This is a genomic window from Neptunomonas sp. ABH4_499 (assembly GCF_056160565.1).
Map to the genome: position 1 here is coordinate 240,989 of NZ_JBSWXK010000004.1, position 21,010 is coordinate 261,998.

The 21,010-nt window shown below is 51.5% G+C and carries 21 protein-coding genes; 3 read left to right on the forward strand and 18 right to left on the reverse strand.

The window, feature by feature from the left end:
- Positions 1-5: 5 nt before the first annotated feature.
- Positions 6-1,283 (forward strand): HlyC/CorC family transporter, encoded by a 1,278-nt coding sequence (locus ACXAF9_RS06025; RefSeq protein WP_475071661.1) that lies wholly within the window; start codon positions 6-8, stop codon positions 1,281-1,283.
- 26 nt (positions 1,284-1,309) lie between these two features.
- On the opposite strand, the gene ACXAF9_RS06030 is transcribed toward ACXAF9_RS06025, so the two are convergent.
- The 3 genes from ACXAF9_RS06030 to ACXAF9_RS06040 are packed head-to-tail and all read right to left on the reverse strand — an operon-like array spanning position 1,310 to position 2,470.
- Positions 1,310-1,615: an MTH1187 family thiamine-binding protein gene (locus ACXAF9_RS06030; protein WP_475071663.1), complete on the reverse strand. Its 306-nt coding sequence runs from the start codon at positions 1,613-1,615 to the stop codon at positions 1,310-1,312.
- Positions 1,615-1,812, reverse strand: a complete 198-nt coding sequence (locus ACXAF9_RS06035; protein ID WP_475071666.1) for a DUF1289 domain-containing protein — start codon at positions 1,810-1,812, stop codon at positions 1,615-1,617. Before ACXAF9_RS06035 ends, ACXAF9_RS06030 begins: the two co-directional genes overlap by 1 nt.
- Before the next feature lie 37 nt (positions 1,813-1,849).
- Positions 1,850-2,470, reverse strand: a complete 621-nt coding sequence (locus ACXAF9_RS06040) for a CoA pyrophosphatase (RefSeq protein ID WP_475071668.1) — start codon at positions 2,468-2,470, stop codon at positions 1,850-1,852.
- A 55-nt stretch (positions 2,471-2,525) separates the two neighbouring features.
- Between ACXAF9_RS06040 and ACXAF9_RS06045 the strand changes: the two genes are divergently transcribed.
- Positions 2,526-3,092 carry an NUDIX hydrolase gene (locus ACXAF9_RS06045; RefSeq protein WP_475071669.1) on the forward strand — a complete coding sequence of 189 codons (567 nt, stop codon included), beginning with the start codon at positions 2,526-2,528 and terminating at the stop codon, positions 3,090-3,092.
- A 15-nt stretch (positions 3,093-3,107) separates the two neighbouring features.
- Here ACXAF9_RS06045 and ACXAF9_RS06050 read toward each other — a convergent pair whose 3' ends face one another.
- The 10 genes from ACXAF9_RS06050 to ACXAF9_RS06095 form a co-directional block, all read right to left on the reverse strand.
- Positions 3,108-4,022: a DMT family transporter gene (locus tag ACXAF9_RS06050; RefSeq protein ID WP_475071672.1), complete on the reverse strand. Its 915-nt coding sequence runs from the start codon at positions 4,020-4,022 to the stop codon at positions 3,108-3,110.
- A gap of 86 nt (positions 4,023-4,108) precedes the next feature.
- Positions 4,109-6,985, reverse strand: a complete 2,877-nt coding sequence (locus ACXAF9_RS06055; RefSeq protein WP_475071674.1) for a bifunctional diguanylate cyclase/phosphodiesterase — start codon at positions 6,983-6,985, stop codon at positions 4,109-4,111.
- A gap of 144 nt (positions 6,986-7,129) precedes the next feature.
- Positions 7,130-8,941, reverse strand: coding sequence for a V-type ATP synthase subunit A (locus tag ACXAF9_RS06060; protein WP_475071677.1), 1,812 nt, complete (start codon positions 8,939-8,941; stop codon positions 7,130-7,132).
- The gene (locus tag ACXAF9_RS06065) at positions 8,938-9,630 is read right to left on the reverse strand and encodes a hypothetical protein (protein ID WP_475071679.1); all 693 of its coding nucleotides are present in this window, start codon (positions 9,628-9,630) and stop codon (positions 8,938-8,940) included. The genes ACXAF9_RS06060 and ACXAF9_RS06065 overlap by 4 nt, the downstream gene beginning before the upstream one ends.
- A complete protein-coding gene (locus ACXAF9_RS06070; RefSeq protein WP_475071683.1) occupies positions 9,627-10,313 on the reverse strand; it encodes a hypothetical protein in 687 nt (228 codons plus the stop codon). Before ACXAF9_RS06070 ends, ACXAF9_RS06065 begins: the two co-directional genes overlap by 4 nt.
- A gap of 15 nt (positions 10,314-10,328) precedes the next feature.
- The gene (locus ACXAF9_RS06075; RefSeq protein ID WP_475071684.1) at positions 10,329-10,766 is read right to left on the reverse strand and encodes an ATP synthase subunit C; all 438 of its coding nucleotides are present in this window, start codon (positions 10,764-10,766) and stop codon (positions 10,329-10,331) included.
- Between the two features lie 2 nt (positions 10,767-10,768).
- Positions 10,769-12,547 carry a V-type ATP synthase subunit I gene (locus tag ACXAF9_RS06080; RefSeq protein WP_475071686.1) on the reverse strand — a complete coding sequence of 593 codons (1,779 nt, stop codon included), beginning with the start codon at positions 12,545-12,547 and terminating at the stop codon, positions 10,769-10,771.
- Positions 12,544-13,167, reverse strand: coding sequence for a V-type ATP synthase subunit D (locus ACXAF9_RS06085; RefSeq protein WP_475071688.1), 624 nt, complete (start codon positions 13,165-13,167; stop codon positions 12,544-12,546). Before ACXAF9_RS06085 ends, ACXAF9_RS06080 begins: the two co-directional genes overlap by 4 nt.
- Positions 13,164-14,513: a V-type ATP synthase subunit B gene (locus ACXAF9_RS06090; RefSeq protein WP_475071692.1), complete on the reverse strand. Its 1,350-nt coding sequence runs from the start codon at positions 14,511-14,513 to the stop codon at positions 13,164-13,166. Before ACXAF9_RS06090 ends, ACXAF9_RS06085 begins: the two co-directional genes overlap by 4 nt.
- 34 nt (positions 14,514-14,547) lie before the next feature.
- On the reverse strand, positions 14,548-14,859 hold the full coding sequence (locus ACXAF9_RS06095; protein WP_475071694.1) for an NGG1p interacting factor NIF3: 312 nt from the start codon (positions 14,857-14,859) through the stop codon (positions 14,548-14,550).
- A gap of 108 nt (positions 14,860-14,967) precedes the next feature.
- On the opposite strand from ACXAF9_RS06095, the gene ACXAF9_RS06100 reads away from it, so the two are divergent.
- On the forward strand, positions 14,968-15,579 hold the full coding sequence (locus ACXAF9_RS06100; RefSeq protein WP_475071695.1) for a hypothetical protein: 612 nt from the start codon (positions 14,968-14,970) through the stop codon (positions 15,577-15,579).
- Here ACXAF9_RS06100 and ACXAF9_RS06105 read toward each other — a convergent pair whose 3' ends face one another.
- From ACXAF9_RS06105 to dnaK, 5 genes are all read right to left on the reverse strand, one after another.
- Positions 15,580-15,969 (reverse strand): DUF3461 family protein, encoded by a 390-nt coding sequence (locus ACXAF9_RS06105; protein WP_475071696.1) that lies wholly within the window; start codon positions 15,967-15,969, stop codon positions 15,580-15,582.
- A gap of 155 nt (positions 15,970-16,124) precedes the next feature.
- Complete coding sequence (gene dapB, locus ACXAF9_RS06110) at positions 16,125-16,931, reverse strand: 4-hydroxy-tetrahydrodipicolinate reductase (protein WP_475071698.1); 807 nt, start codon at positions 16,929-16,931, stop codon at positions 16,125-16,127.
- A gap of 8 nt (positions 16,932-16,939) precedes the next feature.
- Complete coding sequence (cysE, locus tag ACXAF9_RS06115) at positions 16,940-17,758, reverse strand: serine O-acetyltransferase (RefSeq protein WP_475071700.1); 819 nt, start codon at positions 17,756-17,758, stop codon at positions 16,940-16,942.
- A gap of 60 nt (positions 17,759-17,818) precedes the next feature.
- Complete coding sequence (gene dnaJ, locus ACXAF9_RS06120) at positions 17,819-18,946, reverse strand: molecular chaperone DnaJ (protein ID WP_475071702.1); 1,128 nt, start codon at positions 18,944-18,946, stop codon at positions 17,819-17,821.
- A 110-nt stretch (positions 18,947-19,056) separates the two neighbouring features.
- Entirely contained in the window at positions 19,057-20,979 is a 1,923-nt protein-coding gene (gene dnaK / locus ACXAF9_RS06125; RefSeq protein WP_475071704.1) for a molecular chaperone DnaK, read from the reverse strand.
- Positions 20,980-21,010: the final 31 nt, after the last annotated feature.

Genomic DNA, 21,010 nt, shown 5'->3' on the forward strand with positions numbered 1-21,010 from the left:
TAACGTTGGAAGACGCATCGATAGGATTTCTACTTGGAGTTCTTTGCTTTCTGATTCTCTGTTCAGCATTTTTCTCCAGTTCTGAAACCGGGATGATGTCCCTTAACCGCTACCGGTTAAAGCATCTAGTTAAACAAAAACACCGCGGTGCCCGCCAAGCCAGCGCACTACTGAGCCGTCCAGATCGCTTGATCGGCGTCATTCTGATCGGTAACAACTTCGTAAATATTCTTGCCTCTTCGATCGCTACCGTGGTGGCGGTTCGTTTGTGGGGTGACGCTGGTATCGCCATTGCTACCGCGCTGTTGACCATTGTTATTCTTATTTTTGCTGAAGTGTCCCCTAAAACGGTGGCTGCTTTGCATCCGGAAAAAATCGCTTTCCCGGCCAGTTACATCTTAACCCCACTTCTTAAGTTGATTTATCCACTGGTGTGGATTGTAAATGGCATTACCAATGTCTTTTTGAAGCTTTTTGGCATCAGTACAGCCGGTGGTGGCGATCATCATCTCAGCACTGAAGAGCTGCGCACCCTCGTAAACGAAGCAGGCGCTTTGCTGCCTCAGAAGAAGCAGTCCATGCTGTTAGGTGTTTTGGAGCTCAACGATGTTACCGTTGATGACATCATGATCCCCCGTAACGAGATTCAAGGGATCGATCTAGACCTTGAGTTGGATGACATACTCGATAAGCTTTCTAAAACAGCGCATACGCGCCTGCCAGTGTACAACGGCGATATTAACCGCGTGGTCGGCATCTTGCACATGCGTAACCTTGCCCAGTTGATTCAGCAAGGCACACTGTCCAAAGCCGCTATTTTGCAAGTCATCAGCGAGCCTTACTTCATCCCAGAAGGGACACCACTGCAAACCCAGCTGCTCAACTTCCAAAAAGAGAGCCGCCGCATTGGCTTAGTCGTCGATGAATACGGCGATGTGCAAGGCATTGCAACCCTTGAGGATATTCTTGAGGAGATCGTGGGCGAGCTGTCGACGGATCACCGTGAAGATAACTCCGACATTCACCCGCAAGAGGATGGCAGCTTCTTTATTGAAGCCTCAGCCTACGTGCGGGAGATCAACAAGGCGCAGGATTGGGAGTTACCCACAAACGGCCCTAAAACCTTGAACGGCTTGATCATTGAGACACTTGAGTCGATCCCGGATGCAAACGTGTGTCTGGAAATTGGCCGCTACCGCATCGAAACACTGCAGATGACGGATAACTTGATCAAATCAGCCAAGATCATTCAACTTGAACGTCAGGATGAAGAGGACGATTAGTCCTTCTTCGTTGATATCGTTGAAGATCAGCCCTGCTTGAGCTGATCTTCAACCACTTGAATTTTATCGTCGATGCTTTGTGCTTTGTCCGTGCGAGTGCCCACTCGTAAGGTGCTGCTGATTCGCACCGCACCGGCCTCGTGTACCACTTCGTGACAGCGCTTTACGATCGCAAAGACCGCATCCCACTCCCCTTCAATATTGGTACCGTACGCATGCATTTGGTAGGACAAGCCTGAGCTTCGGATGATTTTCTGGCATTCAGTCACATAGTTTGACACCGATACGCCGACACCCATCGGGATAACACACAAATCCACCATTACCTGCATTAACACACCTCGCCTTTTTCGCGACGAACGATGCGCGCCCACGCGGCCCGTTTCTCGTCATCACTTAACACGCCCCACTCAGCGATTTCCATACCGGATCGATGACAGGCGGTACAGATATCATTCATATCCAAAATGCAGACCCCAACACATGGGTTTGGAATGGGCTTATTCGTGGCTTGCTGCGAATCGGTCATAACGGCTCTCGTGCTCTATCATTGAGCAAAGTTTACCCTATCTCACCGAGGGACTCGAAACCTTATGACGGATCACGTCCGTTTCGGGTCGTGGCTTCATCGGAATATTGGCATCAAGGCACCCATTGAGTAGCTCCACCAAGACGTACGCGGTTAATCCCCAGATCAGATAACCATCGTATTGATACGCAGGCACATAACGCGACTTACCTTTAAAGACGATCTCATCCGTGTGATGCCTGTGATCGGTTAAGAAGAACTTAAGCGGTACTTTAAAAACCGCATCGAGCTCACCTGGGTTAGGGGTCAGAGGCGCATCGGGGTCGATTAGCCCAACAAAAGGGGTGACTACCAGCTGATGCTTGGACATCACCTGCCCCATCTGACCGAGAATCTCGACTTCGCTAGGCTCAAGCCCAATTTCTTCATGAGCTTCACGCAGTGCGGTAAAACGAAGGTCGGGGTCCGTTGCATCCTGCTTGCCGCCTGCAAACGCGACCTCGCCACTGTGGCTCGACAGTTTAGCGGCGCGCTGAGTCAGTACCACTTTAGGGTCTGGCTCATTGGTAATGGCCACCAGCACCGCCGCTTGGGGGCGGCGCGCTTGCAAAAGACGCGGTTGAAAGTGTGTTAATCGTTGTCGTATTTGTTTTATCATCCCAGACACCCTAAACGCTCGGGTTCATTCCATCATACACAGCGGGAGTCCTCTTATGAACTTTTGCAGCGCGTGCGGCTCATCCGTCTCGCTAGAAATTCCGGTCGGCGATAACCGCTTACGCTACGTATGCAGCCACTGCAAAACGATTCATTACTCCAACCCCAACATCATTGCTGGGTGCATACCGATTTATAAAGAGGAATATGTACTGCTGTGTAAACGCGCCATCGAGCCACGTTTGGGTTACTGGACCTTGCCCGCAGGCTTTATGGAAAACGGCGAATCGGTTGAAGAAGCCGCCCTTAGAGAAACCGTAGAAGAAGCCTGCGCTCAGGTGGAGATTCGCTGTTTATACACCGTAACCTCCATCGTTCCGGTCAACCAAGTACAGATGCTCTACCTTGCCGAGCTAAAAGAGCCAGAGTTTGCCACCAGCATCGAATCATCCGAGGTGGCATTGTTCCACCTCGATGAGATCCCATGGGATGACTTGGCGTTTCAGACCATACAGAATGCGTTACGCTTTTACATCAATGATCGCCACCGTGGCGACTATCCACTGCATCGAGTACTTTTGGATGCCAACGTGGATAAATCCTTAGAGGATTACCACCCCTAACATCAGTCAGCACCATCACTCCTGAACCAAAGCTTGGGGGTCCCATTTATCACGCTTACGCTCTGACATTTGGCTGATCAAGACTCCACCAATCACCAACGCACACGCCATCAACTCAGCGACGGAGTAACGCTCGCCCAGCAAGAAAAACGCCAGCACAAGTGTAAATACCGGTATTAGGTTAATGTAAGCCGATGCTTGTGAGGCTTTAATTTTAGAGACGCCCAAATTGAATAAACCGTAGGCTCCGATATTAATGAGTGTGCCCAAATAGATGATCGCCATCACCCCAACACTGCTCCAAGCCACAGGGGTTTCTGTCGAGGACAAAAACAGTAGCGGGAAGAAAAACACCGAACCACACAAGCCTTGGAGTGCGGTCAGAAACCAGGTCGAATAGCGCTGCGACAGGTGCTTTAAACACAAGGTATAACCCGTTGCACAGAGCATCGCACAGAGCTCTAGGAAATTCCCTAAAAGCGGATTAGGCGCCATGTCCGTTTCCTTCGCGGACACACTCAGCCAAACCGCCCCAACAATCGCGATCAAATACCCCGCCCATGTTTTGGCAGCCACACTCTCTTTAAGTGCAAAGAGCGCACCCACGCCCACTAAAACAGGGGCCAGTGCGGTGATCATGCCCGCTTGGCTAGCACTGGTGTAGACCAAAGCGTTGGCTTCGAAAACAAAGTATAAGCAGGGCTCGCAGATGACCATTAACGCCAACCACTTAAGATCGCCTTTGCGGTACTCAAAACGCGCTACCCAGCGCCACAGCACCAAGAAACAGATCGAGGCCACCAGCATTCGACCAAAAATAACCCACATTGGGTCGTAATGTTCGAAAGCAAATTTTAAAGCCACGAATGAGCTAGACCATAACAGCATCGCCGTGATCAAACTCAGTGCAGGTAGTGCGGTGGAAAACATGACAAAGCACCCAGAAAAAGAGATTTTGAGGGTTGCAGAGTAGCGATTTATTCATCATTAGCCCAATGAATAAATCACCACCATCATTAGTCAAACTTATTAGAGATCAAGAGTTTTTCAAACTCATGCATACTTAAAGGACGACTGTAGAAGTAACCCTGAACGTACTGACAGCCCAGCTCTTTGAGGAAACGTCCCTGCTCCGAGGTTTCGACGCCTTCGGCTACCGTCTCTAAGTTTAGGTGGCGGGATACGTCCAGTATGGAGTGGGTTAAGGCCCGATCATCACTGTCATCAGGCAAGCCATCCACAAACGCTCGGTCGATTTTGAGCTTATCGATCGGGAAGCGTTTGAGGTACGCCAAACTCGAATACCCAGTGCCGAAGTCATCCAGTGCGACTCGGATCGAGCGCTCGCGCAGCGCCATGATCAAATTCTCGGCATTGACCGCATCCATCATCAAAGCGGATTCGGTAATCTCAAGCACTAAACGCTCGGCGGGGAAGCCGGTATCATCCAAGACCGCTTCAACCAAAGGCAACAGCGCCTCGTTAAACTGCATCGCGGATACGTTGACGGCAAGTTCCGGCACCTCCAACCCTTCGGACAACCAGATTGCGGCTTGCTGACAGGCCTCCTGCAATACCCAAGCACCAATCGGACGGATCAAGCCAAGCTCTTCCGCGAGCGGGATGAAATGATCGGGCGGGATACGCTCCTCTTTGTGACGCCAACGGATGAGTACTTCGGCACCAGCCAAGCCTTCATCGGCTAACCGGTATTGAGGCTGATACTCTAAGAAGAACTCACCATGATCCAAGGCTTGGCGAAGGGAGTGCTCCATACGCAAGCGGTGAGCGACCCTCTCGTTCATATCATCGGAGTAAAACTGATAGTTATTGCGCCCGCGCTCTTTGGCATCGTACAGCGCGGTATCTGCGTTTCGGAATAACTCCTCGGTGGAGTTACCGTCGGTCGGGAATAAAGTAATACCAATACTTGGGGTCACATAGAGATCAATATCGCCTTGTTTGAAAGGGTCAGAGACCAGTTTTAACAACCGGTCAGATAAGGACGCCGCAACGGCAACGGCATTACATCCCTCGGGTAAAATCAGCTTGATGGCAAACTCATCGCCCCCAATACGCGCGATCGAATCCCCCTCTCGAACCGCCAACGAGAGGCGTCTTGCGATCTCTTTGAGCATGGTGTCGCCAACACCATGACCTAAGGAGTCATTAATGTTTTTAAAGCGATCCAGATCCACAAACAACAAAGCAAATCGCATATGATCCGCATTATGTGCCTGCTGGATAAAGCGGTCGATTAAACCTTTCAGGTATTTGCGATTAGGAAGCCCTGTTAACTCATCAAATCGAGACACATAGCGCAGCCGCTCTTCGACCTTGATGTGCTCTGAGCGGTCACTGAAGGTTGCGATGTAGTGGGTGATCTGTCCCTCTTTATTACGGAACACCGAGATCGACATCCGCTGAAGATACACCTCACCGAGCTTGGTTTTATTCCAGATCTCGCCCTGCCACTGACCAATGACCGCCAAAGTCCCCCAAAGACCTCGGTAAAACTCAGGCGAGTGCTTACCAGACGATAAGAAATTAGGGTTACGGCCAATCACCTCTTCGCGGGTGTAGCCTGTAATTTTCGAGAAGGCCTCGTTCACCGAGACGATCTTGTTGTTGTGATCGGTCAGCATGATCCCCTCGCGCGAGGTCTCAAACACCTGCGTCGCAATGCTTAGGTCATCTTGATGCTGGGACAACATATCGGACTGGTGCGTTATCCGGTGACGGTAATCCGCAATGACTCGGTTGATCCATCTGGCATAGATCAAAACCAGCAATAACAAACCGATACCAAGACCGATCACCACACCACGCTGATGCGCCTTTTCAGCAGCCAGCTCTCGTTGCTGTTGCTCTTTAATAGCCGGCGTTACCGTATCAAACCCTGGGTAAAGCCCGGCCACCAAGACCCAATCCCAAACGTCGGTCGGCTCGACCAAAGAGAGTTTATTTACTGGCTGCCCATCGTTACCTGGCAATGGCCAGACGTACTCGGTAAATCCACCTCCGTTTTTAGCCAACGTAAGGATGTCGCGGGCCAGCGTACGATTGGTTTGGTTCTTAAATTGACTGTAATGCAAAGGGCTGCTGCCCACAGGCCGAAGCGGTGACCAAAGTACATGACCGGCCTGATCAAACACCGTCACATAACCAAACTGGCCAATGTTCACTGACGCGATCTGCTCAAGCGCCATCGCTTGCATATGTGCACGTGCGGAGTTGAGGTAATCCCCTGTGCCAACCACCCAGTCAAAGGGGGCAAAACGCTGAACGTACGAGACCTTATCGAACATTTCACGCCCTTTAAACGGCTGATACCATCGATAATTCACAAAGCCCGCTTGCTCTTTCGAGTTCACCGCATCCAGTATCCGTTGCATGATCGGCACGCCCTGATCATCCCGATTGTCCATCAAGGAGGTGCCTTCACGTTCTGGATGTGTGGGTAACAGCACGGCATTACCGGCCTGGTCATCGATAAAGATGTACCCACGCCCCTCGGCAAACCGATAAGCGCGCATCGCTTCAATGATGAGGGATTTAAGCTGGGACTCTGAGAGATCATCCTTGTGTTGATCGTACAGATATTGCATCTGACCGATCGCGTTTTGCACATGATCTTTTAAGCTGTTTTTGAGCTGAGTTTCAGCATGCCGATCCATCAAGACCAGATACGTCTGGATGTAGCTCATTTCGCTGCGCAGGCGGCTCTTATCCACCTCGAGCTGTTCGGGTAGATACACACCGCTTTCGACTGGCGCCATGGCCCGTTCAGACAGATAAAAAAGCCCCAATGAGACCAATAAAATGGCTAACGCGCCGAAAATGCCCCATATCCTTTGCGAGGACGAATGTTGTTCAAAATCGTTTTTCAACATGAACAGACGACTTACCCTACCTAACCATCGAGTACACGAATAAGGCTGTACTGCTGATACTTTTCCGGCACCGAATCAACCCAAGGCGCATAGACTAACCGATGGAACCCCTTTTATGAACAGCAACTTAACAAAAAAGTAGACTTAACCGTTCATAAATTGGGTAATCTGCGCTTCGATGTGATGGTATTCCGGCTCCTCTTTAGAAGTGTAATTCCAATTTTTGAGGGTGCCAGTCACTTTAACGTACCAGTTTCGAATCGCATCTCGCGAGTCGAGCGTGGGTTGTTGCCGAGCCAACTGCATAATCATCCCCAGCAGCGCTTTTTGGCGCTCAAGCGGTGTGGATGCATCCACCGAATCGAAGGCATCTTGCTGCAAAAAGACTTTATCGAGCATGAACGCTTTTTGATATTGGGCGTAATCCTTAAGGGGGATCCCCTCTTCTCCGGCGACCTGCATCCGGTTCTCGATGACATTAGCCTCCGATACCCAACGCTTGGCCTCGGCAAGATCGGTTTGCCACTGCTCCCCAACCGCGGCATCAAACCAAGCAGAGAGCTGATCATGATAGCGAGACCACGACACACTGGGGTCAACCGCAGGATACGCGCGCTGGTACGCACGCTCCGAGCTTAATCCCAAAAAGGTTTTCACCGAGCGCAGTGTGGATTGTGTGACAGGCTCCTCGAAATTGCCCCCAGCTGGGGATACGGTACCAATCATCGTGAGCGAGCCCTGCTCACCTTGCTGGTTTGTGATCACACCAGCCCTCTCATACAGCGCCCGAATGGAGGAATCGAGATACGCCGGAAACGCCTCCTCACCCGGAATCTCTTCCAAGCGGCCGGAGGTTTCTCGCATGGCTTGCGCCCAGCGCGAGGTGGAGTCTGCGATCATCAAGACATCCATCCCCATTTGGCGATAGTACTCACACAAGGTGATGCCGGTATAAACTGATGCCTCACGCGCGGCAACCGGCATCGAAGAGGTGTTACAAATAATAATGGTCCGATCCATCAAGGTACCGCCATTAGGGTCCGGCAGCGCAGGAAACTCATGAATGGTCTCAACCACTTCTCCTGCACGCTCCCCACACGCCACAATCACCACCACGTCGACTTTAGCAAAGCGCGCAATAAGCCCCTGCAAAACCGTTTTACCAGCACCAAACGGCCCGGGAATACAGGCGGTACCGCCTTTAGCAATCGGGAAAAAGCCATCAATTAAACGAATACCCGTAAGCAGCGGCTCTCGTGGGTACTGTCGCTCCGTCAGGTGGGATCGCATCAAGCCTTGCGGTATCGGCACCCGCACAGGCCAACGTTGGTTTAGGGTGATATCTCGCTCCCCTTTGGCCGTAGACAACCTGACCACAGACGAGTTTACGTGACAGTCTCCGGCTTGAACCCAAGTAACGGTCCCCTCAGCCATCATGTCAAACGGGGCCATGACGGTATGCCTAAACCGCCCCTCTTGAACGTAGCCTAGTGGAGCTGATGCCAGCACGGTGTCGCCCACACTGACACAAGGCTCAAAGGCCCAGCTGGTCTTGGGGTTTAACCCTGGGAGGTCTAGCCCCCGCGGCAGAAAAGTTCCAGCGGCGATGGCCGTCGTTTCAAGCGGATTCTGTAGCCCATCGTAGACTTGGCCTAACAAACCGGGCCCCAATTGCACACACAGCATCTCGCCGGTTTGCACAACAGGGTCGCCAATACTGACCCCTTTTGTACTTTCAAACACCTGCACATCCGCCTCCCCCAACCGCACTCGTAACACTTCGGCCTTAAGCGCTTCTTGCCGATGGGAGGCCGGCTTTCGACGAGGACAAATCAGCACGACCTCGTTTTTTAAAACCGGAACAAAGCCACCCTCGTCAAGCGAATCCAGAGCGACGGTGACGATATCATCACGGATCGCTTTTACCCTTGCGGTGGGGGTTGGGGCATCACTCATATCACCCTCTCTTCACCGCTCTGTTTTAACAATTGATCCAGCGTGGCATTCAAACTGTTCGCAAAGCGCCCTGTGGTGTTCGCTCGTTCATTCCACTGCTGAACCCAGTGCCATTTAAGCCAATACACCGCCAGTGCCGTAAACGAAAAGGGCTTTTCCAAAGCGATCTGATCCATGTGCGACCAAGCCAGTAGCAAGGCATCTTTCTCGATCTGCTTCCATTGGTGATCGTGAGCCCATTCCGTCCATTTTTTGATCGCGGGGAAGCGGGTATCCAATGCAAAATATTGATCGTGCCAATGGGTTTTGATCACCCAACCCCATCGCCCAGGATACAGCGGCAACGCATCGGATTGATCGGGCTCAAACTCCCGAGTCCGAATGGCCGCAAGTACTGATGCAAGCTCCACAAACCAGCGCGCTAAACGACGCGCTTCGGGCTCCTTCAGCTTTTCAAACCGCAGCTTCCATTCTTGAACATCCCACGGGTTTGGCTCGTATTTCACCAGTGGACACAAGGATAAAAGCAACGCCAACTCGGCTCGTCGTGTCTCATCGAGCATGCTCAATCGCATCATCATTTGCGGCTCGGATAGCGCAGGTTGCGCCTCAAACTCATCGTCCTTGTGTGAAACAGGACAACGAACCTCTGGCAGAGAACTTAGTAAGGTTAGGTAAAGATCCATCATCGAATAACACCCTCCAAAAGGGCTCGAAAGCGAGGTCGTAAATGTTCTAACAACAAAGCCTCGATCTGCTCGCAGGTCAGATCCAGCTCGACACCATGCTCTTTTGTGATCACCTTAAAACCGGATGTCGGTGTCACTTTAACGCTGAGTCCTTCAGCCATCATCGACTCCGACCAGCGTTTAACCAATTGACTTAATGGTCGGTTTTGATGCTCTTCAGGGTCTGCTTTTAGGGTTTCAAGATCGATCGCACGTTCCGGTAAGATCACCTCGACCGGAGTCTTAGGTTGTACGCCCACTGCACGCAGCACCACTTGCTCCACCAAAGAGGCTAACAGAGCTTCGTCATCCAATGTGTTTTGAATTTTCTGATGCACCAAAGCCTCAAACGTTTGGGTAAGCTCACGTTGCACACTCAAATTCATGTCCCGCATCGCCTGGGAAAGCGCAACTTTGGATTGGTCTTCTAAGCGGCAAGCTTCCTCTTTAGCCTGTGTAAGAAGCCGGCCGGCCTCCTCTTTAGCTTGATCGACAATCCATTGCGCACGTTGCTCGGCTTCTTCAACCACCGCCTTAGCGTGTGTTTGCCCAGCATCAACTCCCTCTTGCTTGAGCTTTTGGATTAACGCTTCCACCCCCGCAGAGGCATCGGCATGTGGATTTTGCTTGGATGAATCACTCATAGCGCCCCTCCTTTTTCACACGGCCGCCACCGGAAGGTCTGCGCTGAGCACCAGTGCAAAGATAAAGGCAAACACAGCGAATCCCTCTACGATGGCGGCCGGGGCTAAGGACATACCAAATATGTCGGGCCGCATTCTCGATACATTGATGGCGGAGGCGCAGCATTTCCCTTGATACACACCGCTAAACAGTAAGGCGATGCCACATAAGATGCCGATGGATGCGATACCGGCCGCGTTATCGACAGTGAGGGTTCGATTGAGTGCAAACATCACCACAATACCGAAGATACTTTGGGAGGACGGCATGGCCGAGACGCCAATGTACTTCCCGTGACCGGAGTCCGTCTCAAGTAGCGCGCCACACGCCGCCTGCCCCGCTATTGAGCAGCCAATCACACTGCCAGCTACACCTAATGCGACCGGTGCATACAAACCGGCCCATCCCATCATGATTATGAATCCGTCCACCTTGTTACCTCTTGTTTGCGAAAAGGCTCAAACGCGTAGCCCTCTTCCGCCAAGCTCCAGTTAAAAAATTCGATTAAATTCAAACGAAGACCATGAATCACACCGCTGACCACCGTCAGTGCAAAATTCAGCAGGTGCCCAAGCAGCAAGATAAACCCCGCCAGAACAAGCCCGATACCGGGCAACTGATCCACCACTTGTCCGGCCAACTGATTAAAGGTGAGCGCCATGGAAGCGCTGGCCAAACCAAGCGCAAACAACCGTAAATAACTCAGCGCATTCCCAAGCAAGGTGGTCAGTTTGGTAAGGCTCATGGCCCCACCCAATAGGCGCTTAGAGAGACGGGCCTCTTGCGAGCTGTACAGCACAATCATCACCAAACCCACCAGCATCACGCCCCAAAGAACAGGCTGTGGCGATATCAAATAGCTGAGTAACGAAGCCATCAACAGAAGGCACCAACCCACCGATGCCCAGCGTCGCCGCCCGTGCCGATGCACCCAAGCCATCATGGCGTTTGCGATCACTAGATGACCTACCCCAAGTGTCACCGACAAGGCGATCATGCTGTTAAAGTCATGAAGATCCAGTACATGGAGCGTATCAAGCACGCCATCTTGAGGCTCATAGCCAAAGTAACTGCCCACTAACACGCCCCACACCATGGCCATCGCGATCATGACCCAAAGTAGCCCCAACATTCGCCGGCTCTTTTCATTTTGTTGTAGACGAGGGGTAAAAAGACCTAAGCCTGCCGCCATCACCGCCGCATAACCAAAGTCCGACACGATTAGGGCAAAAAACAGTGCAAAGGAGAAAAACACCACACGCGATGGGTCCCAACTGCGATAGCCCGGGGTTTGAAAGAACTGCACCACCGCCTGCCCGCCGGCAAAAAAATGGGGGTTGGACAACAAGGTCGGTGGGTGATCACCCGCCTTCACATCAGATATCACGCACGCGGCGCTAAAGTGATCACATAGGGTGGTCAAAGCTTTTGCATGAAGCGGGTCCATCCAAAAACTCAGCCCCGTAAAGCCAGAGCGATTTAACGCATGCTTCAAAACCGCCGCTTTTTGCGCATCATCCTGGATACGTGCACGGGTATTTTGTAAAGCATCGTACCAGCGGGTCAGGCTTGAGCGTTCAGCGTCCATCTGCTCTAGATGATCAAGGCACCGCTCCTTTTCTGCTTTGAGCTCCGATAGCCGAACAGGGCCAGTGTGAGTGCGAGACACCGGCAAAGCATGCTCATCCGGTTCATCTTTCGAGAGTACAACAATGTAGTGAAGATCCGGTGTGCGGTGTACCTCCTGCCAAGGCCGTTCTAAAGTCTCGAGGTGTTTCATTTGACGCACAGGGATGCGATAAAACCACAACCGATAACCGGATAACGCCTCAAGCGGAGGCCACTCAAAATCCCCCCAAGGCGCTAAAGACTTAATGCGTTGATTCAGAAAATCCAACCGAGCTTTCAACGCACTGCGCTGGATTTGATGCTTGAGTATACCTGTCAGCCGCTCGTTCACCTCGCTGGGCAGTAACACTTGCTGACGCCGCTTATGTGCTGCACCTTCCAAATACCGAAGGGCTTGGGTTAACTGTTCAGGGTCGATAACAGGCTTAGCATCGGATTCATCCTGTTCGCCGAGCGTTAACGGCCGAATGTGCGCGACACCCAAACCTTGCAGCGCGTCGACCAAAGCCAGTCGTTTCGACGTTTCTACTGCCAAGCTGACACTCACCAAAGGACGAATACTCATATCGCCCCCCACTGGGATTTTGCATGGGTCTTTTGCTGTTTTTGCTTCGCGATCTTGGCGATCACAACGGCCGCTCGCTCTTGATCGGACAGCGCGATTTCGATTTTTCGGATGCGGGTTACCGTTTCAGGAATACGGATCTTCTCAAACAAATTGAGTCGCTGAGAGGTCGTTTTCAACGCTTGTGCCACGCAGCTGATCTGCTGATCCAGCACCCGCATCTCAATAATAAGCATCACGCCTTGGATTACACTTTGCTGAAGCGCATCAAGCCACACAGGAGAACCTAACTTCTCAAGGACAACGGGTGCGAGATGGATGGATTGAATCACCGGCATGGTCACACCCAACACCGATGAGTGCTCGATACTGACCCGAAATTCATTGATCAAACCGGCCAAATCCACGTGAGACCAAGACTGATTCGGCAAATGTTCGCTGACCCAATCATCAAGCTCTTCCAAAGCGTGCGATTTGGCGGTTTTTTGCTGGGTTAACTCCGCCTGTTGCTGCATCAACTGCTGTCGTTTCATCTCCAAAGCAGGTACACATTGCCGATAACGCTTAAGCGCTTGGCGAGCTTCATTCAATGCTGTTTTACTGAGTGTAATGCAACTCATGAGGCCGACTCTTTGGGCCAGTATTTCTGGATAAGCGCCGACTTCATTAACACCTCCTCTTGGGTAAAGTGCTCTGCCATTAACTGCCAACTGATGTCTAAGGCGCTTTCGAGCGAGATTGATCGATCAATCCGCATTAGCTGATCCCGAACCCCCTCTCTAAAGGCCAACAGGCGCTGATCATAATCGCTCAGATCAAACGACATCGCCTCTTTTTGCAATGCATCATCCGCTTCGGCATACAGGCGAATCATGGTGTTCATCACCTGACTGTGATCTTCGCGGGTTTCCTTACCAATCACGTATTGTTTCAGCCTTGAAAGGGAGCCAAATGGGTCGATCATCCCATCGTGCAGATAGAACTGACCCTCGGTGATGTAGCCGGTGTTATCGGGCACCGGGTGCGTGACATCCCCGCCTGGCATGGTTGTGACGGTCAACACCGTGACAGAACCTGCGCCTTTAAAGTCACAGGCTTTCTCGTATCGGCGGGCTAACTGTGAGTATAGATCGCCAATGTAGCCTCGATTGGAAGGGACATGCTCCAGCGAGATACCCACCTCTTTTAAGGCATCAGCGTAGGCCGTCATATCGGTTAGCAGCACCAGCACCCGCTTGGCGTGCTTTACCGCAAACTGCTCAGCCACGGCCAACGCCATATCAGGGATCAACAAGGCTTCTACTACAGGGTCCGAGCCTTGATGCACATACATCACAGACCGAGGCAAGGTGCCAGTGCGATCAAATTGATCATAGAAAAAATGATAGTCATCAAAGGTCAGACCGACGCCACCAAAGACAATGACATCGGCATCGGCTTGTGTAGCAATACGAGCAAGCAGCGCATTATAGGGCTCACCCGCAACGGAAAAGATCGGGATTTTTTGGCTTTCCACCAAGGTGTTGAACAGGTCGATCATAGGCAGATCGGTGCGCATCATGCGCGAAGCAAGCAGACGGCGTGCAGGATTAACGGTTGGCCCATCGATGTCCACTTTGGGCTCATCCTCAAGGGATGGCCCACGATCCAACGCTCGGCCCGTGCCAGTGAACACCCGCCCTAAAATATGATCGGAAAACGCCGCCTGAACAGGACGGCCTAAGAAGCGAATGACGCAGTCGGTAGATAGGCCCTTGGTGCCAGAAAACACCTGCAAAGAGATGCTATCCGACTCCATCACGACGATTTGGGCCAGATAAGGGTCATGACCGGAGGCAGGCTCGATAACGGCTAAATCACCATACCCAATCTCCCCTTCCGAGAGAATCGAGGGATGCACATAGACCGATACGATATCACCAACAATTTCAAGGATTCTTGAAAACCGCTGAACATCCGAAGACATACCCCCTCCGTGAGTTGGCTCCGGCACATACCTGTTATAAGTCGGTCATAGGCCACACTTCATAGGCGACTTCCTCGTAGGGATGTGCTTTTTTAAGGACGCGGATTACATCGTGGATACGATCGTCTTCGCAGACCATCTCGACTTTCCACTCTGGAACGCGCTCAATATCACCGAATTGGCCAATAAAAGGCTGACTGCCCTCTATCGGTCTAAACTGTCCTTGCCCCTTGGTTTGCCACGCGCAATGATCGTAGTTACCGACCTTGCCGGCACCGGCTTTGAAAAGCGCGATTTTCACCGCTTCGACGTGAGAATCAGGGACAAAAAATGCTAATTTATACATACAGTACCGTATAATTATCTGAACAATGTTGATCTGGAACAGCTAACTACAAATCCATTGTGCAACTGCGATAATGACCTAATAGACACGCGCTGAAAAGGATTGTTTATGAAAAAAGTCGTGATCTCGTTTGCGATCATCATCGGGATTTTTTACTGGCTGGGGCGAGACACCCCCATCACGCACACCAGCGTCATTCCTGCGGTTAGCTGGGCTTCCATGAGTGCTCAAGATGATCCAATTCAGGTAAATCTATCAAAAGAGACGCCCTTTACATTGGGCGAATACACCTTAAAACCTTTGGCCGAATTTAATATCGCAGCACGCGTCTTGGGGACCGAGTCCTATCGATTGGATCGCGAGGCCGACCTTGCCCCCTGGGATTTTGCCCTTGGCTGGGGGCCCATGACGAAAGACAACTTGCTCGATACGTTAACCATCCGACAAAGCAATCGCTGGTATCACTGGCGAACGCCCAAGATGATTACAACGGCGGATAACATCAACCATCATTCGGCCAATATGCACATGATACCGGCGAATACTCAAATAAAATCCGAGTTATCGGGTGTGGATAAAGATGACTTTGTACAGATCAGCGGCTATTTGGTGCAGGTCAGACACCCTGACGGTTACTATTGGCGCTCATCGACGAGTCGCACCGATACCGGCCAAGGTGCCTGCGAGGTGATTCTGGTCACGGGCGTGCGCCCGATCTGATCAGAGTGCGTCGATTTGGCGGCGCAAATCTTCAATTTTACGAGAAACGACTTTCTCGAGGTGATCAATCTCTTCGAGTAAACGCTCTTTCTTGCTTTGCGCGTTACGCTCTTCGGCGGCTACTTTATCCAGCTCATCAACCGCTTTTAGAAAATACGGCGAAGACTCCGTCGTCTCGATGTAGGGTACGCGACCTTCGTTAACGCGCAGTGTTTTGTGCACACGCTTAAACTTAAATTTTTTGCTTTTCGCAACCCAGTCACCTTGATGGCGATGGAAGTAGATTTTTACCACATCGTGGTCACCTTCAATACGAGAGGTGTAGCGTTCGATATCGTATGGGTCTGCAATGCCCATCTCATTTAAAATCGGGAATTTATCGGCTGACATCGCGTCATGCTCCATGATCAATTTGAATCAAAAGTCAGAAATTTGGGTGCAGTATAGACCTCACTGGACGAAAATTGATCGATCAAGATCAGCATTCTTACAAAAACAAAAAAAGCCGCTATAAAGCGGCCTTTTTCCATACTTTTTAATGCAAATTAGCGCAGATTTAGCACATCTTGCATATCGAAGAAGCCTGTCGACTTATCTTCAAGCCACACACAAGCACGTGCAGCACCTTTGGCAAACGTCATGCGGCTGCTGGCTTTGTGCGTAATCTCGATGCGCTCACCTTCGGTGGCAAACAACACCGTGTGATCGCCCACTACGTCACCCGCGCGGATGGTTTCAAAGCCGATCTCTTTTTGAGTACGCGCTCCGGTTTGGCCCTCACGACCATAGACTGCACATTCTTTAAGGTCGCGACCCAACGCATCGGCCACTACCTCACCCATGCGAAGCGCTGTACCGGAGGGCGAATCGACTTTATGGCGGTGATGCGCTTCGATGATCTCGATGTCGTATTCATCACCTAGGGTTTTTGCCACCATCTCCAGCACTTTAAAGCAGAGGTTAACCCCAACGCTCATGTTCGATGCAAACATGATCGCGGTTTTCTCGCCACCTGCTTGCAAACGGGCTTTTTGCTCGTCGTTTAATCCTGTTGTGCCAATCACCATCTTTTTGCCATGCTCGACACAAAACGCCATGTTTTCAAGCGTGGTTTCAGGACTTGTGAAATCGATTAACACATCAAAATCGTCTTTGGCGTCTGCCAATGTGCCCACCAAGGCTACGTTTAATCGGCCAACACCCGCCAGCTCACCGGCATCAGCACCGATCAAGGAGCTATCAGGCAGTACGATGGCCGCGGTTAGCGACAGGCCTTCGGCTTGATGGACGGCTTCAATTAAGGTTTTACCCATTCGACCGGCTGCGCCGATCACGGCCACTCTTACACTCATGCTAGACCTCAGTTATGCTGTTCTTCGAGCTTATCCAGCTCAAGACGATGATTCATATTCAATGCAGGCTTATCACAACCGGACGAGCCCACGACGCGTGCCGGTACACCCACTACGGTTTTGCACGGGGGTACGTTTTCCAGCACCACACTGCCACCACCGACTTTTGAGCCTTTACCCACCTCGATGTTGCCAAAGATTTTCGCGCCCGCGCCAATCAAGACGCCTTCTCGAATTTTCGGGTGACGATCGCCGCTTTCGTTACCGGTACCACCTAAGGTGACCGATTGCAGAATCGACACATCGTTTTCGATGACGCATGTCTCACCCACAACGATACCGGTAGCATGGTCAAACATCACACCATGACCAATCGTCGCGGCCGGATGTATATCGACCTGAAACACCGAACTTACCCGGCTTTGAATGTACAGCGCCATCGATGTACGGCCCTGCTCCCACATCCAGTGAGCAACGCGGTGACTCTGCAGCGCTTGAAAGCCCTTAAGGTAAAGCAGTACCGTTGAGTACTTATCCACAGCAGGGTCACGCGTGCGCACCGCTAAGATGTCCATACAGGTCGCCGCTATGATGTTGCTGTCGGACTGCATCGCTTGCTCTAGAAGCTCGCGCAGCAAAATGGGGGACACCACCTCATCGGCCAGCTTACTGGCCAAAATGAACGAAAGTGCCGACTGTAAGTCGTTGTGGTTAATGATGCTGGAGTGATAAAAGCTGGCTAAAAAAGGCTCTTTGGCCACTTCGGCTTGCGCTTCTTTTTGGATTCCCAGCCATAACTCAGCGGGTGTAACGGTCAGATCAGACATTGGGGTTCACCAGACAAAACGGGCCGCTAAGCGGCCCATTTAGGATCTATTGACGATATATCAATCTTCAAAAAACTTTTTCACAGAATCAAAGAAAGAGTGCTTCTTCGGGCTGTGCTTACTGTTGCCATCTTCCGTGGTTTGCTGGAACTCTTTCAGGAGTTCTTTTTGGCGAGCATTGAGGTTTACTGGGGTTTCTACCACCACGCGCACCATCAAATCGCCGGCCGCACCACCGCGTACAGGGGCAACACCTTTACCACGTAAGCGGAACAGTTTACCTGTTTGCGTCTCAGCTGGCACCTTGAGTTTTACACGACCATCTAAGGTTGGCACTTCAAGCTCGCCACCTAATGCAACATCCACAAAACTGATCGGCACTTCACAGTACAGATGACGACCATCGCGCTCGAAGATCGGGTGATCCAACACATTGACCTGAACATACAAGTCACCAGCAGGACCGCCATGCACACCGGCTTCACCTTCGCCTGACAGACGAATACGATCGCCCGTATCCACACCCGCCGGAATCTTAACCGACAAGGTTTTGGTCTTCTTCACACGGCCTTGGCCATGACAGCTGTTGCATGGATCACTGATGATCTGGCCTTCGCCATGACACGTCGGGCAGGTTTGCTGAACCGAGAAAAACCCTTGCTGCATACGCACTTGACCCATACCGCCACAGGTTCCACAGGTTTTCGAGCTACTTCCAGGCTTCGCGCCAGACCCATCACAGGTTTCACACTCAGCCAGTGTTGGGACTTTGATGGTTTTCTCGATGCCACGGACAGCGTCTTCCAGTGACAGATCCATCGTGTAACGAAGGTCTGAACCGCGCTGCACAGAGCTGCGACGACCGCCGCCTCCACCGCCACCAAAAATATCACCAAACACATCGCCAAAGATGTCCGAGAATCCACCTTGGTGGAAACCGCCACCGCCGCCACCCATGTTCGGGTCTACGCCTGCGTGACCGTATTGGTCATAAGCGGCTTTTTTCTGGGCATCCGACAAGACTTCGTAGGCTTCGTTAACCTCTTTGAACTTGTCTTCGGCTTCTTTATCGTCCGGGTTGCGGTCAGGGTGAAACTTCATCGCTTGGCGACGAAACGCTTTTTTAATTTCCTGATCGCTGGCGTTGCGATCAACGCCTAAAACTTCGTAAAAATCTTTCTTAGACATATCCGGTTCTGATCTGCTTCAGCGGTTAGCTCCCGCCGGGAGCCGGACACGACAACGCGGGCCAGAGCCCGCGTTGCCACACTTAGAGATGATTAGGGCAAGCGGTTAGCTTACTTCTTGTCATCTTTTACTTCTTCGAACTCAGCGTCGACAACGTCGTCTTTAGCGTTGTTATCGTCGGCTTGTTCAGCCTCTGGCTGCGCTTGGCCTTCTTGAGCCGCTTCCGCGTACATCTTCTGAGCCAAACCAGAGATCGCTTCTGTCAGCGCTTCTGTTTTGCTTTCGATGTCCGCTTTGTCGCTGCCTTTCAAAGCTTCTTCCAGAGCAGAGATTGCCGCTTCGATAGAGGTTTTCTCTTCTTCCGTCGCTTTGTCGCCCGCTTCTTTCAGCGTTTTCTTAGCCGAGTGAACCATCGCATCGCCTTGGTTACGCGCTTGAGTCAGCTCTTCGAACTGCTTATCCGCTTCAGCGTTTGCTTCCGCGTCACGTACCATTTGCTCGATCTCTTCATCGCTTAGGCCTGAAGAGGCCTTGATCACGATGGACTGCTCTTTACCGGTCGCTTTGTCCTTAGCCGATACGTTCAGGATACCGTTAGCATCCAAGTCGAACGTTACTTCGATCTGAGGCACACCGCGTGGCGCCGGTGGGATATCAGCCAGGTCAAAACGACCCAGAGATTTGTTTTGCGCCGCTTGCTTACGTTCACCCTGTACAACGTGGATGGTTACCGCATTCTGGTTATCATCCGCTGTAGAGAAGATCTGAGACTTTTTAGTTGGAATCGTTGTGTTCTTCTCGATTAATGGAGTCGCAACACCACCCATCGTTTCGATACCCAGCGTCAGAGGCGTTACGTCCAGCAACAGAACGTCTTTCACGTCGCCCGACAGTACCGCACCTTGAATCGCCGCACCGATCGCAACCGCTTCATCTGGGTTTACGTCTTTACGTGGCTCTTTACCAAAGAAGTCAGTAACAACTTGCTGAACCAGTGGCATACGTGTCTGACCACCGACCAGAATCACTTCATCGATATCTGATGCAGACAAACCAGCGTCTTGCAACGCTTGACGGCATGGGTTAATCGAGTTAGTTACCAACTCTTCTACCAAAGATTCCAGCTTCGCACGTGTCACTTTAACGTTTAAGTGCTTAGGACCGGTTGAATCAGCCGTGATGTAAGGCAGGTTCACATCGGTTTGTTGTGCAGATGACAGCTCAACTTTGGCTTTTTCAGCGGCTTCTTTCAGACGCTGCAATGCCAGTGGGTCATTGTGCAGATCGATACCAGACTCTTTCTTGAACTCAGCCGCCAAGTACTCGATCAGGCGCATGTCGAAGTCTTCACCACCCAAGAAGGTGTCACCGTTGGTTGCCAACACTTCAAACTGGTGCTCGCCGTCAACGTCCGCGATTTCGATGATCGAGATATCGAACGTACCGCCACCCAAGTCGTAAACCGCGATGGTTTTATCGCCTTTGGATTGATCCATGCCGTACGCCAACGCCGCCGCCGTCGGCTCGTTGATGATACGTTTTACGTCCAGACCTGCAATTTTACCGGCGTCTTTTGTTGCTTGACGCTGCGCATCGTTAAAGTACGCAGGCACTGTGATGACCGCGCCAGTCACTGGCTCACCCAGGTAATCTTCAGCGGTTTTCTTCATCTTTTTCAAGACTTCAGCCGACACCTGAGGAGGCGCCATTTTCTTGTCATTTACATCAACCCAAGCGTCACCGTTGTCCGCTTCGATGATTTTGTAAGGCACCATGCTGATGTCTTTTTGTACAACGTCATCTTTGAAACGACGACCGATCAAACGCTTGATCGCAAACAAAGTGTTGTGCGGGTTAGTAACCGCTTGACGCTTAGCAGGCTGACCAACCAGTGTTTCACCGTCTGTAAATGCAATGATGGACGGGGTGGTACGATCGCCTTCAGCGTTTTCGATTACACGTGTTTTTTCACCATCCAGAACCGCAACACAAGAGTTGGTGGTTCCTAGGTCGATACCGATGATTTTACTCATATCTGTATACTCCGGTTGTTCTGACCTGCTG

Coding starts and splice junctions, on each gene's coding strand:
- ACXAF9_RS06050 (WP_475071672.1), bottom strand. CDS start 4,022: ATGTTTTCCACCGCACTACCTGCACTGAGTTTGATCACGGCGATGCTG.
- ACXAF9_RS06105 (WP_475071696.1), bottom strand. CDS start 15,969: ATGTCAGCCGATAAATTCCCGATTTTAAATGAGATGGGCATTGCAGAC.
- dnaJ (WP_475071702.1), bottom strand. CDS start 18,946: ATGTCTAAGAAAGATTTTTACGAAGTTTTAGGCGTTGATCGCAACGCC.
- dnaK (WP_475071704.1), bottom strand. CDS start 20,979: ATGAGTAAAATCATCGGTATCGACCTAGGAACCACCAACTCTTGTGTT.
- ACXAF9_RS06080 (WP_475071686.1), bottom strand. CDS start 12,547: ATGAGTATTCGTCCTTTGGTGAGTGTCAGCTTGGCAGTAGAAACGTCG.
- ACXAF9_RS06040 (WP_475071668.1), bottom strand. CDS start 2,470: ATGATAAAACAAATACGACAACGATTAACACACTTTCAACCGCGTCTT.
- ACXAF9_RS06065 (WP_475071679.1), bottom strand. CDS start 9,630: ATGATGGATCTTTACCTAACCTTACTAAGTTCTCTGCCAGAGGTTCGT.
- ACXAF9_RS06055 (WP_475071674.1), bottom strand. CDS start 6,985: ATGTTGAAAAACGATTTTGAACAACATTCGTCCTCGCAAAGGATATGG.
- ACXAF9_RS06070 (WP_475071683.1), bottom strand. CDS start 10,313: ATGAGTGATTCATCCAAGCAAAATCCACATGCCGATGCCTCTGCGGGG.
- ACXAF9_RS06035 (WP_475071666.1), bottom strand. CDS start 1,812: ATGACCGATTCGCAGCAAGCCACGAATAAGCCCATTCCAAACCCATGT.
- ACXAF9_RS06060 (WP_475071677.1), bottom strand. CDS start 8,941: ATGAGTGATGCCCCAACCCCCACCGCAAGGGTAAAAGCGATCCGTGAT.
- ACXAF9_RS06100 (WP_475071695.1), top strand. CDS start 14,968: ATGAAAAAAGTCGTGATCTCGTTTGCGATCATCATCGGGATTTTTTAC.
- ACXAF9_RS06095 (WP_475071694.1), bottom strand. CDS start 14,859: ATGTATAAATTAGCATTTTTTGTCCCTGATTCTCACGTCGAAGCGGTG.
- ACXAF9_RS06075 (WP_475071684.1), bottom strand. CDS start 10,766: ATGATGGGATGGGCCGGTTTGTATGCACCGGTCGCATTAGGTGTAGCT.
- cysE (WP_475071700.1), bottom strand. CDS start 17,758: ATGTCTGATCTGACCGTTACACCCGCTGAGTTATGGCTGGGAATCCAA.
- ACXAF9_RS06030 (WP_475071663.1), bottom strand. CDS start 1,615: ATGCAGGTAATGGTGGATTTGTGTGTTATCCCGATGGGTGTCGGCGTA.
- ACXAF9_RS06085 (WP_475071688.1), bottom strand. CDS start 13,167: ATGAGTTGCATTACACTCAGTAAAACAGCATTGAATGAAGCTCGCCAA.
- ACXAF9_RS06045 (WP_475071669.1), top strand. CDS start 2,526: ATGAACTTTTGCAGCGCGTGCGGCTCATCCGTCTCGCTAGAAATTCCG.
- dapB (WP_475071698.1), bottom strand. CDS start 16,931: ATGAGTGTAAGAGTGGCCGTGATCGGCGCAGCCGGTCGAATGGGTAAA.
- ACXAF9_RS06090 (WP_475071692.1), bottom strand. CDS start 14,513: ATGTCTTCGGATGTTCAGCGGTTTTCAAGAATCCTTGAAATTGTTGGT.